Consider the following 14,198-nt stretch of genomic DNA (forward strand, 5'->3'; position numbering starts at 1 on the left):
AATGGTTTGTGTTAGAAGATCATGTAAAAATTATGGGTGCGCTTGCCATAAGCGGAGAAATTGTCGGGCGTAAAAAGCTGCAAAAAATGATTTATATTGCGAAAAAATTATCCTTCCCTTTCCAGGAAAAATTTGAGTTCCACTTTTACGGCCCGTATTCTGAAGAGTTGACGCTCAAAGTAGAGGAGCTGACCAACCTCGGGTTTGTAAACGAAGTAAAAGAGAAAAAAGGCGGATATGTCCAATATCGGTATACGGTGACAGACGAGGGCCGGGAATTTCTGGAAATGTACGAACCGGATCTGTCGGGGCTGGATGCGTGCCTGGCAGAAATGAATGGGCAAAATGCACGCTTCCTTGAGCTTGTTTCAACCGTCATGTATTTTGATATGCTTCCGAAAGAGGAAGTAAAGGAGAAAATCTTTACATTAAAGGCGAAGCAGCGTTATACGGAGGAAGAAATCAACGAGGCGTACGATTACATAGAAAAATTGAAAAAAATCGCTAGCCCTGTCCAGCAGGCATAGCGATTTTTCCGCCCCTATTCGTCGCTTTTGCGGACGCCGCCTATGGCATAATGGTTTTTTGACATTTCTTCAATGAACACGGTAATGTTTTCTTTTGGGGCGCCTACGGTTTCGCTGACCGCGGCCGTTACTTTTTCGACCAGCGCTTTCTTTTGTTCGTCTGTACGGCCTTCCAGCATTTTGACGGTTACATATGGCATGCGGGTGCATCTCCTTTTAGATGATTTCATAAAAATTGTAAAGTCTTTTTTGCCCGCCTGCAAGTGGCACTTTTAAAACAAGTGAATACCGAATGAAAATTTTGTATACTATAGTCAATATATTGTTTTTAAAGGAGACCGGTACGTGGAACAATTACAACAGTTTTTGGCATATCCGTTAAGGGATATCCCGATTGTCGCGGCGGTGCTGATCATTGCTTTTACCGTCCATGAGTTTTCCCATGCTTATACAGCTTATTTGTGCGGCGACCCGACTGCCAAACGCGAGGGGCGGCTGACATTGAACCCGGCGCAGCATATTGACCCGCTTGGCGCGCTGCTTATTTTTGTCGCCGGCTTCGGCTGGGCGCGCCCTGTCCCGGTAAACCGCTACCATTTCAAAAATCCGCGCCTGGCAGGGGTGGCGGTATCTTTTGCGGGCCCTGCCAGCAATTTTTTGATGGCGTTTATCGGGGAAATCATCTTTTATGTGCTGGTGGCAACCGGGCTTGGCGCAGGCCTGCCATGGTTTGTCCTTTCCTTTTTCAATTATTTTGTCTGGCTGAATCTCGTATTGTTTATTTTTAATTTAATTCCGCTTCCGCCGCTGGACGGGTACCGGATCATAGAAGATTTGGTTTCGCCGGGGGTACGGGCAAAATTGACGCAGTACGAGCAGTACAGCATCGTTGTATTTCTGGTCCTGCTGGTCACGCCGCTTGGCCGGTATACGATCTCGCCGCTGCTTAACAGTGCGGTTCCGTCGATTATGAAGGGATTCCAGACCATTGTTTCCGTATTCGGATAGATTGCCATTGAGAGAAAGGGGATGTGCAAGATGGCTGAAAAAAAGAAAAAAGCAGAATTTAATATTATTAAAAATGCGCCGACTGACGGCCATAAAAGTTTTGGCACCGGGGCGCTGAACCTTGAAAATGTCTCGCCGGTGATCATTGATGTCAATGAAGGCACGGCGGTTGTCGATATTGGGGCGATGCATGCAAGGAGCGCCGTGGAAAAACGGGTGAGATTTTTCCCCGACCGTTCGGAAGTCCCGGAAGAGGGGGCAAAACCGTACTGGCTTGTGTGGGTGACAATTGAACGCGGCGAAAACGGGCCTTATTATCACGGGGTGACAGCCTGCGAAATGGTGGTCAACAAGGAAAAACGCCGCGGCTACAAATCGCTGCCGGAACATGTCAACCGCCTCGACAAGTCGATGAAGGGCCATATCATTGTAGACCATATGGACGACCGGTCCAAAAAAGTGCTGGCAGACTTTTTAAAAGGCCACAGCAGCGAGATGTGGAACTTATCCAGCGATGAATTGAAAGAAGCATTAAAGGCCTGACCCCGCGCATTTATTTTTGCGTAAGGAACCGGCCGAAATTTCACGATGCATTGAAGGAGCAGGAAAGGCCTGACCGCAAAGCGGCCAGGCCTTTCTTTTTGCTATTTTTAGAAAAACGGGAACAGTTTTTCAAGCCAGTTACGGTGCTTTTTCGGATACAACTCATTTTCTCCTGCTGCGGGATGTTTGCTGCAGGGCTCGGCCGGTTCGGTACCGGATATAAAGTATGTCAGCCTTGCCACCGGGCAGTTTTCGGTTGCGATTTTCCCGGTTTCAGGATCGATTTCAACGCCGGTTACGCCTTTGGGCGGCTTAAACTCCGCGGCAGGGCGCCCGGCAAGTGCTTTTTCCATAAACCGGGCCCATATTTTTTTGGCGTACATTTTGTCAGCGGCCAACGTGATTTCCTGCCCGTTGTCGTATCCGACCCAAACGCCTGACACGAGCTGGGGCGAAAACCCGATCATCCAGCTGTCCGTGTTGGTGGAGCCGGATTTGCCGGCGTACGGGCGGGTGAGGTTTTTGACAATGGAGGCGCCGGTGACACGGGCATAGCCGTTCAGGCGCTTGTCAAACATGCCGGTCATCATTTGCGAGGTGACAAACGCCGCCGCTTTGTCCAACACCCGTTCTTTCTCGTGTTTGTCGTATGCATACAGGACGCGGCCTTTATAATCTTCCACTTTTGTGATGAAAACAGGCCCGTTTTGAGTGCCGCCGTTTGCAAGCAGGCTGTAGGCGTTCACCATATCGAGCAGGTGCACGCCGGATGTGCCGAGCGCAAGTGACGGCACTTTTTCCATCGGGGTTGTAAGGCCGAATTGTTTTGCGGTTTGGACAAGCACATCTTGCCCGAGCAGCAAATGGGTTTTCACGGCGTAAATATTATCTGAAACGGCGAGCGCCTGCATCATCGTAATGTCCCTATTGGCATACTGGCTGTTGAAATTATGCGGCCTGTATGAAGATCCGCCCGGCCGGAAAACGGTCGGTTCGCTTTTGAGCATCGTTGCCGGCGTGAATCCGTGGTTCAATGCAGCATAATAAAGGAGCGGCTTCATGGTGGAACCGGGCTGGCGCGTTGCCTGTGTGGCGCGGTTAAAGGAACTTTCCGCATAATCGCGGCCCCCGGTAAGTGCGGTTACGAAGCCGTTTTTCGGATTGATTGCCGCAAAACCGAGCTGGATTTGCGAAGATGCCGGAATGATTTCCTTCACTGTTTCTTCGGCAATTTTTTGCTGCTTCACATCAAGGGTGGTATATACTTTTAATCCCCCGAGCGCAATCGTCCGGTCATCAAACCCGAGTTTTGTTTTCAGCTGTTTTTTCACAAGGTCCTGGAAATAAGGGGCGATCCGGTTTGTATCCGGATCCGCTTTTTGCATGATTTTTACCGTTTCATTGGCGGCTGCTGCTGCTTGTTTTTTTGTAATATAGCCGTTTTTCACCATCGATTGCAAAACAGCAAGCTGCCGTTTTTTCGCTTTTTCCGGCGAAATGACAGGGGAGTAGACTCCGGGTCCGTTTGGAATCCCGGCAAGCATGGCGGCTTCGGCAAGTGTCAGCTGTTTGGCGCTTTTCCCGAAATAGTACCGGCTTGCGGCTTCAATCCCGTATTTTCCATGCCCGTAATTGATCGTATTTAAATAGCCTTCCAGAATCCGGTCTTTGCTGTAGCTGGACTCGAGCCGGACCGTGTAGAATGCTTCCTTTAATTTTCTTTCCCATGTTTTATCAAGCGTTAAAAACAGGTTGCGGGCGTATTGCTGGGTAATGGTGCTTGCGCCCTGCACCTTTCCCATTGCTTTCATATCGGCAGCGACCGCCCCGGCCATGCGCCGGTAATCAAAGCCGTGGTGATGGTAAAAGTTTCGGTCTTCGATTGAAATGGTCGCGTCAATGGCGTTTTCGGAGATGCCGTCAAGCGGCACCCAGTATCTTTGCTGGCCGCTGTTCGACTCGCCGATTTGTTTGCCGTTTTGTGCATAATAAAGCGTTGATTGCGGTACGGACAGCGGCGGCGGACCGAGAATTTTTGCATACAGATAGACAGCTGCCGTTAAGGCAGACAGCAGGATGGCGAAAGTAATCAGGGCAAACAGCATCAGGCGCAGGCCCCATTTGGCTTTCCGGATCTTTGGTGTTGTCTGTGTCTCCATCATCCGCACCTCTTTTTCTCCTTATTTCCTTAGTATTTAGTAAGAGAGGAAATTTTAAACACCGGAACCGAAAAAAGGATTATGGGAAGGGTGGCCCGCTGTAAAAAGATTCTTGCTTTTTTTCGGAATTTCACTATACTTTTTCCATGTGTCCGAAATTGTGAAAAAGAGGAGAAAAAGATGAGATTTGACGAAGCTTATTCAGGCCATGTTTTTATCGGGGCAAGCCCGGATTATGAAAAAAGCCGGGTGGTGCTTTACGGCATGCCGATGGACTGGACAGTCAGCTACCGCCCGGGTTCACGGTTCGGCCCGGGGCGCATCCGGGAAGTTTCAATCGGGCTCGAAGAATACAGCCCGTATCTTGACCGGGAACTTGCTGAAATCAGCTATTTTGATGCCGGAGATATGCCGCTGCCGTTCGGCAATCCGCAAAAAAGCCTCGATATGATTGAGGATTATGTCGGGACATTGCTTGACGACGGGAAATTTCCGTTCGGCCTTGGCGGCGAGCATTTGGTGACATGGCCGGTAATCCGCGCCGTTTACAAAAAATACCCGGATCTTGCTGCCATTCATTTTGACGCCCATACCGATTTGCGCACGGATTATGAAGGTGAGCCGCTTTCGCATGCAACGCCGATCCGGAAAACGGCGGAGTTAATTGGACCTCGGAATGTGTATTCATTCGGGATCCGATCCGGCTTGAAAGAGGAATTTGAATGGGCAGAAAAAAACGGCATGCAGATCGCAAAATTTGAAGTGCTTGAGCCGCTCAAAAAAGTGTTGCCGGCGCTTTCCGGCCGCCATGTGTATGTGACGGTCGATATTGATGTGCTCGATCCGGCTTTTGCGCCGGGGACAGGGACGGTTGATGCCGGCGGGATCACCTCAAAAGAACTGCTGGCATCGATTCATGCAATTGCCCGTTCCGGCGTGAATGTCATTGGTTGTGACCTTGTTGAAGTGGCACCTGTATATGATCATTCCGAGCAAACAGCCAATACGGCTAGCAAGCTCGTGCGCGAAATGATGCTCGGCTGGGTGAAGTAACGGAAAACCCGGCACCGGCTGCGGGGGCGGGTGCCGGGTTTTTAAAGTTAAGCTTGCGGGATAGCAGCTCCATTATATATGATAAAATGAGGAGAGTTACCATATTATTTTTCCGCCGGAAAGGTTATAATGGATGAAATAAAGGATGTGGGAAAATGGCGGGGGAAACCGTTTCTTGCCCTGTAAAAATACATATGACCACGGAGATTTTCCAGGAAGAAGCGGAAAAAATCGAACTGGTTTTGTTCGGCCATTATTACGAAAAAGGCGGTTCGGCCTATTTAAAGTACGAGGAAATGCAGGAAGCCGGCAAAATTCATACGGTTGTCAAAGTGGCAAGCGGAAGGGCGCTTGTAATGAGAAGCGGTGCGGTCTCCATGCGGCTTGATTTGCGTGAAGGCTCCAGGCGCCCGGGGACTTACGAAAACGACTATGGCCAATTCCCGATTGAAGCGGCGGCAGATGAGATTGTGCACACGCGTACAGGCTCGCTTTCCGGGCAGCTTTCCCTCGGATATAGGCTTTATATGCATGGGGATTCGGTCGGTACATATAAAATGAAGATCCATTATGAGGAGGTACAAGCAGCAAAATGAACATTGCGGAACAAATGCAGGAAACGCTGAAAACGGAAATCAAAGAAGCGGTGATGAAAACCGGCTTGGTTGCGGAAGCGGATATTCCGGCTATTGTGCTGGAAAAGCCAAAAGAAAAAGCACACGGCGATTATGCCGCAAACATTGCCATGCAGCTTGCGCGCGCGGCAAAAAAAGCACCGCGCCAGATTGCGGAAGCGATTGTCGAACATATCGACAAATCGAAAACGTCGATTGAAAAAGTGGAAATCGCAGGCCCCGGCTTTATTAATTTTTATTTGGACAATACGTATTTGACCCGGCTGATCCCTTCTATCCTTCACGATGGTGCGGATTACGGCCGTTCAGATGCCGGCGGAGGTAAAAAAATCCAGGTCGAATTCGTATCGGCGAACCCGACCGGTGATCTTCACCTCGGACATGCGCGCGGCGCCGCTGTCGGGGATTCACTGTGCAATATTCTTGAAAAAGCAGGGTATGAGGTGACCCGTGAATACTATATTAACGATGCCGGCAACCAGATCCACAATCTGGCCTTGTCAGTCGAAGCGCGCTACTTCCAGGCGCTCGGGATGGAAAAGGAAATGCCGGCAGATGGCTATTACGGCCAGGATATTATTGACCTTGGAAAAAAACTTGCCGATGAATACGGCCGGAAATTTGTGGACGCGGATGAAAAAACGCGCTACGAATTTTTCCGCCAGTACGGCCTCGATTACGAGATGGCGAAACTGAAAAAAGACCTTGAAGACTTCCGCGTTCGTTTTGATGTCTGGTATTCGGAAACGTCTCTTTATAAGAGCGGAAAAGTTGACGAAATGCTGACACTGATGCGCGAAAAAGGCCATATTTATGAAAAGGACGGGGCAACGTGGTTCCGCTCGACGGCTTTCGGCGACGACAAAGACCGCGTGCTCATCAAAAACGATGGGACTTACACGTACTTGACCCCGGATATTGCTTACCATAAAGACAAATTTGACCGCGGCTTCGATACGGTGATTAATATTTGGGGCGCTGACCACCACGGCTATATCCCGCGGATGAAAGCGGCAATGGAAGCGCTCGGCTATAACAGCGGCAATCTTGAAGTGGAGATCATCCAGCTTGTTCACTTGTATAAAAACGGCGAAAAAATGAAAATGAGCAAGCGGACTGGGAAAGCGGTCACGATGCGTGAACTCATTGACGAAGTCGGGCTTGATGCAACCCGGTACTTCTTTGCGATGAGAAGTTCGGATACGCATTTGGACTTTGACCTTGATCTTGCCGTTTCAGAGTCCAATGAAAACCCGGTTTACTATGCGCAATATGCCCATGCCCGTATTTGCAGTATTTTGCGCCAGGCGGAAGAAAAAGGGTTTGTGCCGGATACAGGCGCCGATTTTTCCGTGATCCGGTCTGAAAAGGAAACGGATGTCCTGAAAAAGCTCGGAGAATTCCCGCAGGTGATTGCTGATGCGGCCGAAAAGCGGATCCCGCACCGCATTACAAATTATATTAACGAACTTGCCGCCAACTTCCACAGCTTTTACAATGCTGTGAAAGTGATCGAGCCGGCGCATGCGGACGCCACCAAAGCGCGCCTTGCCCTCGTGAAGGCCGTGCAAATTACGCTGAAAAACGCGCTCCAGCTGATCGGCGTTTCCGCACCGGAAAAAATGTAAAGAAAAAAGCCGTCCCCATCCGTTTACAGGTTCAGGGGGCGGCTTTTTTTGGTGCGCAATGGTTTATTGGGTTTAAGAAAAGCAAAATGGAATGCAAATAGCAAGATGACGTGCAGTTACGTGCCTGGGGTTCCGTGACAGCTTTTAAGGGGCGATGGTATTCAAGGACAGCCCAAACGATGGTTTAGCTGTTAACCACCTAATGTGCCTGGCAGTGCCCCAGTCTTCAGGGAGCAATTTTTTTTGATCGCGCCGACTGACCCAGAGCCGGTCTTTTATCACAAAAATCCTTCAATTGCCCTCACACCCCATTCAGCCAGCCTCGTTGCCAATCCGGGGCGGTTCAGGTCGTCTGCTGTAAGCGGGACAGCGTGGCACATATCTTCTTTTACGATCGCACACATTTTTTGGATAAACGCGTTGTCGTATACAAGACAGTTGACTTCAAAGTTTAAACGGACACTGCGCCGGTCAAAATTAGCCGTTCCGATATCGCAAATCGTCTGGTCCATGATCATAATTTTCGCATGATAAAATCCGGGCTTGAACAAATGAATGTCTGCGCCATTATCAAGCAGCTGCCGGAAATAGCGGCTTGCGGCCTCTTTGACAAGCGGATGGTCCGCTTTATCTGGGACGAGCACTGTAACGTTTACGCCGCGCGCTAAAGCCTGTACCAGTTTTTTGTGGATGGCCGGAGTCGGGATAAAGTAGGGGGAACCGATAAAAATCGATTCGCGGGCTTCCTCAATCAGGCTGCAAACCAGGCGTTCAAGCTCATCGCCCGCAGTCGGGATGATCCGGTGGCGGCATCCGCTTTTTTCTTCCTCAGGAGAGATTGGCGTTTCAAATGGCATTTTTTCCCCTGTAGCCGTTTCCCAGTTTCTGATAAATTCCTGCTGCAAGTCGCGGATACTTCCGCCGGTTAAGCGGAAATGGTAATCCCGCCAAGGAGAAAGCGACTTGTTGCCATCGATATAATCCTTTCCTACATTGAAACCGCCAAGATAGCCTGTCTCCCCGTCAATGACGGTTATTTTCCGGTGGTTCCGCTGCTGGAGCGTGTAAAAGAAAAAAGGGAATTTCGGCCGGTTGCTGAAGGCAAACGAGGCGCCAGCGTTTTTCAGCTGTGCAATCATCTGTTTTGTGACCTTCCGGCTGCCCGCCCAATCGAGCAAGACTTTTACTTCTTTCCCTTCGCGCGCTTTTTTTGCGAGCAGGCTGAAAAATTCACGGCTGATTTCATCATTTTTTACAATATAAAACAGGACGTATACGCTTTTTTTGGCATGCAGGATATCGGAAAAGTAGTGGGGAAACAGATTTTCTCCGCTGGTAAAAACAGTAAAATCCCCGTGCCGTACGGGATATTGGTGCTGTTTGCGAGTTTTGCGGAAATGCCTTTTTCCAAGCGTGTAATCGGTGAAAAGCCAGATGATGAGTACTATGACGGCAGAAAGGAATAAGAGCAAAATCATATCTTTTTTCCCCGCTTCAATCGATTTTTTCCGTGGCCGAGTCCATGTCTTTATTCTTCCCCAAATGCGGCCGATTCTACTTACAAAAGCCGGAAACAGGCACAAAGAAATTCAAAAAAATAAAGAAAAAAGGATTGACTGAATGCTCATTCATTATATAATATAGGTAAGCAAGATTCGGAAAATTACCTGCTTTTTTGTGCGAGCACGAATGAACGAAGGGAGCGTCGGGAGAAAAATGCACATCTTATTATGGTTAAACTGGTTGTTGTTTCTGTCTGTAACCGCTTACGGCATTGGCCTTTTTGCGTATTTGGTAAGGACAAGGATCCAGTATATCAAATTGGGGAAAAAACAGGAATTCGACAACAATGTCAAGGCGCGGCTCAAAAAAATATGGGTATACGTTTTCGGGCAGAAAAAACTGCTCAAGGATAAAAAGAGCGGCGCCATCCATGTGATGATGTTTTACGGGTTTATTCTCGTCCAGTTCGGCGCAATTGATTTCATATGGAAGGGGCTTGCGCCGGGTTCGCACTTGCCGCTCGGGCCGCTTTACCCCGGATTTACTTTCTTTCAGGAAATCGTCACGCTCGTGATTTTATTTGCGGTCGGCTGGGCGTTTTACCGCCGCTACATTGAGAAGCTCGTCCGCTTAAAACGCGATTTTAAAGCGGGGCTTGTGCTCATCTTTATCGGCGGGCTAATGGTTTCTGTCCTGGTCGGGGGCGGCATGGAAATCATTTGGCACTTTGAGGAGCCGTCATGGACGGAACCGGTGGCAGCCAGGATTGCAGCGGCCTTTCATTGGATTGGACCAACTGCAGCGGCCGTTGTGTTTTACGTGGCATGGTGGATCCATCTGTTGCTGCTGCTTACTTTCCTTGTCTATATCCCGCAGTCGAAGCATGCCCATTTGATTGCAGGGCCTGCGAATGTGTATCTGAACCGGCTCGGGGATACCGGGAAATTACGGCCGATCGATTTTGAAGACGAATCGCAGGAAAGTTTTGGCGTTGGCAAAATCGAGGACTTCACGCAGCTTCAGCTTGTCGATCTTTACGCCTGTGTGGAATGCGGCCGCTGCACGAATATGTGCCCGGCAACCGGAACAGGAAAAATGCTTTCACCGATGGACTTGATCATTAAATTAAGGGACCATTTGACCAACTACGGCGCGGCCGTTACGTCTAAAGCACCGTGGGTTCCGGCGTTTGCTTTTGCCAACACGACAGGAAACCGGCTCGCCCGGGAAAGTGCAACCCGCGGGGCGGAAGAGGCAGCTGCAGCACTCGATTATAATCCGAGCCTGATCGGCGATGTCATTACCGAAGAAGAGATCTGGGCATGCACGACTTGCCGGAATTGCGAAGACCAGTGCCCGGTTATGAACGAACATGTCGATAAAATCATCGATTTGCGGCGCTATCTCGTTTTGACGGAAGGAAAAATGAAACCGGATGCACAGCGGGCGATTCAAAATATCGAACGTCAGGGCAATCCTTGGGGGCTGAACCGGAAAGAGCGCGAGTCGTGGCGTGAAGGACGCGAAGATATCGAGGTCAAGACGGTCAAAGAAATGAAGAAAGCAGATGAGGAATTCGAATATTTATTCTGGGTCGGATCAATGGGGTCTTACGACAGCCGCAGCCAGAAAATCGCGCAGTCGTTTGCGAAACTGCTGAATGAAGCGGGCGTGAAATTCGCCATTCTCGGCAACAAGGAGAAAAACTCCGGAGACACGGCACGCAGGCTTGGCAATGAGTTTTTATTCCAGGAACTGGCCGGCCAGAACATCGCCGAGTTTACAAAGAACGGTGTGAAAAAAATCGTGACGATCGATCCGCATGCATATAATACGTTTAAGAAAGAATATAAAGATTTTGGCTTTGAAGGGGAAGTCTACCATCATACCGAAGTACTTTACGAGCTGTTGAAAGAAGGGCGCTTAAAGCCGAAATACGAAGTCAATGAAACGGTTACCTTCCATGATTCCTGCTACCTCGGCAGGTACAATGATATTTATAACCAGCCGCGTGACATTTTGAAAATGATCCCGGGCGTAAAGCTTGTGGAAATGGAGCGGAACCGTGAAACAGCGATGTGCTGCGGGGCCGGCGGCGGATTAATGTGGACGGAAGAAGATACCGGGCACCGGATTAATGTGGCGCGGACCGAACAGGCGCTTGCCGTGAATCCGACAGTCATCAGCACGGAATGCCCGTACTGCCTGACAATGCTGTCTGACGGTACAAAAGCGAAAGAAGTGGAAGACACCGTGAAAACCCTGGATGTCGCCGAAATACTTGAACGTTCGGTCTGCGGGGCGCCGGGGCAGACGGATGCAGTTTCTTAAGCGGGTGATGCCGCCGCAAAACGGGATGCTCGGCAGGAAAAGCAGATCATGGTAGATTTTAAACCGGCAAATCATCTGCGCAAAAACGGCGGAGAATGGGATATGCAAAAGGAAGATTCTCCGCCGTTTTTTTGCGGCAGATCACACAGGATGATAATGGTTTGGGAATGTAAGCGCATGCATATTGCCGGCGCTTTTCATAAATCACACAGTAAGGCAAGGCTCACTGCTGTTTTGGGAAACGAACGGCAAAGGGCCATGAATGAACGATGATTGAGCGTTCGCTCGATTGGCGCTTTTCACCCATTCCAAAAGCATCGGGAAGTTCGCTGCTGTTTTGGCAGCAAATAACAAAGGGACTATGAATGAACGATGATTCGCGTTCGTGCAAATTGCCGGCGCTTATCATAAATCCATTGTAAAAGGGGAGAAGATGGTTGAACACGGTGATCATCGACGGGGCGCGTACGCCATTTGGGAAATTCGGGGGAAAACTGGCTGCACTTCCGGCGTCCGCGTTAGGCGGGATTGCGATCCGGCATGCATTGGAAAAAGCGGGCGTTGAAAACGGGGAAGTAAATGAAGTGATTATGGGGAATGTCCTACAGGGCGGCCAGGGGCAGCTCCCATCCCGGCAGGCGGCAAGGCACGCCGGCATTCCGTGGGAAGTCAAAACGGAAACGGTGAATAAAGTGTGTGCTTCCGGCATGAGGAGCGTGACCATGGCGGATCAGATCATCCGTTTGGGAGACGGGGAAGTCATTGTAGCCGGCGGGATGGAGTCGATGTCAAACGCCCCTTACTTCCTGCCCAAGGCAAGATGGGGATTGAAAATGGGCGATGTCCAGCTGAAAGACATGATGACCCATGACGGACTCATCTGCGCATTTTCCGGCGTCCATATGGGCACATACGGAAACCGCACGGCGGAAGCGTTCGGGCTGACCCGCGACTTTCAGGACCGCTGGGCATTAAGAAGCCACCAGAAAGCATTGGAAGCCATCCATTCCGGCAAGTTTGCCGAAGAGATTGTTCCGGTGGAAATCCCGCAAAGAAAAGGCCCTGCGCTGCTTGTTGAACAGGATGAACCGCCGCGCGCGGATACGACGCTTGAAAAACTGTCCCAGCTGCCGCCTGCTTTCGACAAAGACGGCACCATCACGGCCGGCAATGCTCCGGGTGTGAATGACGGGGCGGCTGCACTTGTTTTAATGAGCGCTGAACGGGCTGCAAAAGCAGGGTTGAAGCCGCTTGCAAAGATTGTGGCGCATGCGGAAGTGGCGGTGGAGGCGCAGCATTTTCCGCAGACGCCGGGGCTTGTGATCAACGAAATCCTGAAAAAAACAGGAAGAAAGCTTGATGACATTGATTTGTTTGAAATCAATGAAGCATTTGCCGCTGTGGCCCTTGCCAGCAGCAAAATCGCACAGCTCGATTTGGATAAGGTGAATGTAAACGGCGGCGCGGTTGCGTTAGGCCATCCGATCGGTGCAAGCGGCACGCGCATTATTTTAACCCTTGCATACGAACTGAAACGGCGCGGCGGCGGGACCGGGATCGCAGCCATCTGCTCCGGTGGCGGCCAGGGCGATGCCGTCATGATTGAAGTGCAATAAAACTTCAACGTGTATGACCACCCAAAAAAGGGGACCTGATCATGGATTTTCAGTTTACGGAAGAACAGCTTTTGTTAAGAAAAACCGTACGGGATTTTGCAGAAAAAGAAATTTTGCCGGCTACGGGCGACATGGAGCGCGGCATGTTCCCGCGTGAAATACTTGGAAAAATGGCAACCCTCGGTCTGATGGGCATCACCATTCCGGAAACATACGGCGGTGCGGGGCTGGATTTTACTGCATACGTTATAGCTGTTCATGAAATTTCCAAAGCCAGCGCGACCATTGGCGTCATCCTTTCCGTCCATTCATCCGTCGGGACCGCGCCGATTTTATATTTCGGAAGTGAAGCGCAAAAACAAAAATATTTGCCAAAGCTTGCAAGCGGGGAATACCTGGGGGCTTTTTGCCTGACGGAAGCCGAGGCGGGGTCGGATGCGAAGAATTTAAAAACAAAAGCGGTAAAACAGGGCGGGCATTATGTGCTCAATGGTTCAAAAATGTTCATTACAAACGGCGGCGAGGCGGATACGTATATTGTATTTGCCCGCACGGAAGACGGCAACATCACCGCTTTCATTATTGAAAAGACCATGCCGGGTTTCCGGACCGGCAAGGATGAGAAAAAAATGGGGCTGCACGGGTCAAAAACTGTCCAGCTTCACTTTGAAAATCTCCAGGTTCCGGCTGAGAACCGGCTGGGGGAAGAAGGGGAAGGGTTTAAGATCGCAATGGCGGTGCTGGATGCCGGCCGGATCGGGATCGCGGCACAGGCCCTCGGGATTGCGGAAGGCGCCTATGAACTGGCACTTCAATACGCAAAAAACCGGCGCCAGTTCGGAAAACCCATCCACGCATTTGAGGGTACCGGTTTTAAACTTGCCGACATGGCAACAAACATCGAAGCCAGCAAACTGCTTGTCTACCGGTCAGCCTTTTTGCGGAGCAACGGCCTGGGCTGCAAAAAAGAAGCGGCGATGGCCAAACTGCTCGCTTCCCAAACAGCTGTTGATACAGCGATTGAAGCCGTTCAGATTTTCGGCGGATATGGATACACGAAAGACTATCCGGTTGAACGGTTCATGCGCGATGCGAAAATTACGCAAATTTATGAAGGGACAAGTGAAATCCAAAGAATCGTGATCAGCAATCAATTATTGCGGGAGAAAAGGCTTTAAGTTGTCTTGGATAAAAA

At 50.1% G+C, this 14,198-nt stretch carries 12 protein-coding genes; 9 read left to right on the forward strand and 3 right to left on the reverse strand.

The genetic code is table 11. The annotated features are described in order from the left end of the window. Nucleotides 1-8 precede the first annotated feature (8 nt). The gene (locus P9687_RS05920) at nucleotides 9-527 is read left to right on the forward strand and encodes a YwgA family protein (protein ID WP_035190074.1); all 519 of its coding nucleotides are present in this window, start codon (nucleotides 9-11) and stop codon (nucleotides 525-527) included. A 14-nt stretch (nucleotides 528-541) separates the two neighbouring features. Here P9687_RS05920 and P9687_RS05925 read toward each other — a convergent pair whose 3' ends face one another. Continuing rightward, on the reverse strand, nucleotides 542-727 hold the full coding sequence (locus P9687_RS05925) for a 2-hydroxymuconate tautomerase (protein ID WP_035190072.1): 186 nt from the start codon (nucleotides 725-727) through the stop codon (nucleotides 542-544). Nucleotides 728-872: 145 nt separating this feature from the next. Here P9687_RS05925 and P9687_RS05930 point away from each other — a divergent pair, with 145 nt between their 5' ends. Beyond that, nucleotides 873-1,535, forward strand: coding sequence for a site-2 protease family protein (locus tag P9687_RS05930; protein WP_014096720.1), 663 nt, complete (start codon nucleotides 873-875; stop codon nucleotides 1,533-1,535). A gap of 30 nt (nucleotides 1,536-1,565) precedes the next feature. Then, nucleotides 1,566-2,078, forward strand: coding sequence for a YwhD family protein (locus tag P9687_RS05935; protein ID WP_017552680.1), 513 nt, complete (start codon nucleotides 1,566-1,568; stop codon nucleotides 2,076-2,078). Between the two features lie 107 nt (nucleotides 2,079-2,185). Here P9687_RS05935 and P9687_RS05940 read toward each other — a convergent pair whose 3' ends face one another. Beyond that, nucleotides 2,186-4,237 (reverse strand): transglycosylase domain-containing protein, encoded by a 2,052-nt coding sequence (locus P9687_RS05940; RefSeq protein WP_061565479.1) that lies wholly within the window; start codon nucleotides 4,235-4,237, stop codon nucleotides 2,186-2,188. A 180-nt stretch (nucleotides 4,238-4,417) separates the two neighbouring features. On the opposite strand from P9687_RS05940, the gene speB reads away from it, so the two are divergent. The 3 genes from speB (at nucleotide 4,418) to argS (ending at nucleotide 7,553) form a co-directional block, all read left to right on the forward strand. Next, nucleotides 4,418-5,290: an agmatinase gene (gene speB / locus P9687_RS05945; RefSeq protein WP_017550332.1), complete on the forward strand. Its 873-nt coding sequence runs from the start codon at nucleotides 4,418-4,420 to the stop codon at nucleotides 5,288-5,290. A 155-nt stretch (nucleotides 5,291-5,445) separates the two neighbouring features. Beyond that, nucleotides 5,446-5,886: a DUF1934 domain-containing protein gene (locus P9687_RS05950; protein ID WP_328228479.1), complete on the forward strand. Its 441-nt coding sequence runs from the start codon at nucleotides 5,446-5,448 to the stop codon at nucleotides 5,884-5,886. Continuing rightward, nucleotides 5,883-7,553, forward strand: a complete 1,671-nt coding sequence (gene argS, locus P9687_RS05955) for an arginine--tRNA ligase (protein ID WP_328228480.1) — start codon at nucleotides 5,883-5,885, stop codon at nucleotides 7,551-7,553. Before P9687_RS05950 ends, argS begins: the two co-directional genes overlap by 4 nt. Nucleotides 7,554-7,831: 278 nt before the next feature. On the opposite strand, the gene cls is transcribed toward argS, so the two are convergent. After that, a complete protein-coding gene (cls, locus tag P9687_RS05960; RefSeq protein WP_328228481.1) occupies nucleotides 7,832-9,031 on the reverse strand; it encodes a cardiolipin synthase in 1,200 nt (399 codons plus the stop codon). Nucleotides 9,032-9,269: 238 nt separating this feature from the next. Between cls and P9687_RS05965 the strand changes: the two genes are divergently transcribed. From P9687_RS05965 to P9687_RS05975, 3 genes are all read left to right on the forward strand, one after another. Next, nucleotides 9,270-11,387 carry a (Fe-S)-binding protein gene (locus tag P9687_RS05965; protein ID WP_328228482.1) on the forward strand — a complete coding sequence of 706 codons (2,118 nt, stop codon included), beginning with the start codon at nucleotides 9,270-9,272 and terminating at the stop codon, nucleotides 11,385-11,387. A gap of 437 nt (nucleotides 11,388-11,824) precedes the next feature. Then, nucleotides 11,825-13,003, forward strand: coding sequence for an acetyl-CoA C-acetyltransferase (locus P9687_RS05970; RefSeq protein ID WP_029142436.1), 1,179 nt, complete (start codon nucleotides 11,825-11,827; stop codon nucleotides 13,001-13,003). Nucleotides 13,004-13,044: 41 nt separating this feature from the next. After that, nucleotides 13,045-14,181, forward strand: coding sequence for an acyl-CoA dehydrogenase (locus tag P9687_RS05975; protein ID WP_013860764.1), 1,137 nt, complete (start codon nucleotides 13,045-13,047; stop codon nucleotides 14,179-14,181). The last annotated feature ends 17 nt before the right edge of the window (nucleotides 14,182-14,198 follow it).

The sequence above is a fragment of the Weizmannia sp. CD-2023 genome, from assembly GCF_036225245.1.
GTDB classification, from domain to species: domain Bacteria; phylum Bacillota; class Bacilli; order Bacillales; family Bacillaceae_C; genus Weizmannia; species Weizmannia faecalis.

Excerpts from the sequence above, each read along its gene's own strand:
- P9687_RS05925 (WP_035190072.1), bottom strand. The coding sequence starts at position 727 with ATGCCATATGTAACCGTCAAAATGCTGGAAGGCCGTACAGACGAACAA.
- P9687_RS05935 (WP_017552680.1), top strand. The coding sequence starts at position 1,566 with ATGGCTGAAAAAAAGAAAAAAGCAGAATTTAATATTATTAAAAATGCG.
- P9687_RS05940 (WP_061565479.1), bottom strand. The coding sequence starts at position 4,237 with ATGGAGACACAGACAACACCAAAGATCCGGAAAGCCAAATGGGGCCTG.
- speB (WP_017550332.1), top strand. The coding sequence starts at position 4,418 with ATGAGATTTGACGAAGCTTATTCAGGCCATGTTTTTATCGGGGCAAGC.
- P9687_RS05950 (WP_328228479.1), top strand. The coding sequence starts at position 5,446 with ATGGCGGGGGAAACCGTTTCTTGCCCTGTAAAAATACATATGACCACG.
- argS (WP_328228480.1), top strand. The coding sequence starts at position 5,883 with ATGAACATTGCGGAACAAATGCAGGAAACGCTGAAAACGGAAATCAAA.
- cls (WP_328228481.1), bottom strand. The coding sequence starts at position 9,031 with ATGATTTTGCTCTTATTCCTTTCTGCCGTCATAGTACTCATCATCTGG.
- P9687_RS05965 (WP_328228482.1), top strand. The coding sequence starts at position 9,270 with ATGCACATCTTATTATGGTTAAACTGGTTGTTGTTTCTGTCTGTAACC.
- P9687_RS05975 (WP_013860764.1), top strand. The coding sequence starts at position 13,045 with ATGGATTTTCAGTTTACGGAAGAACAGCTTTTGTTAAGAAAAACCGTA.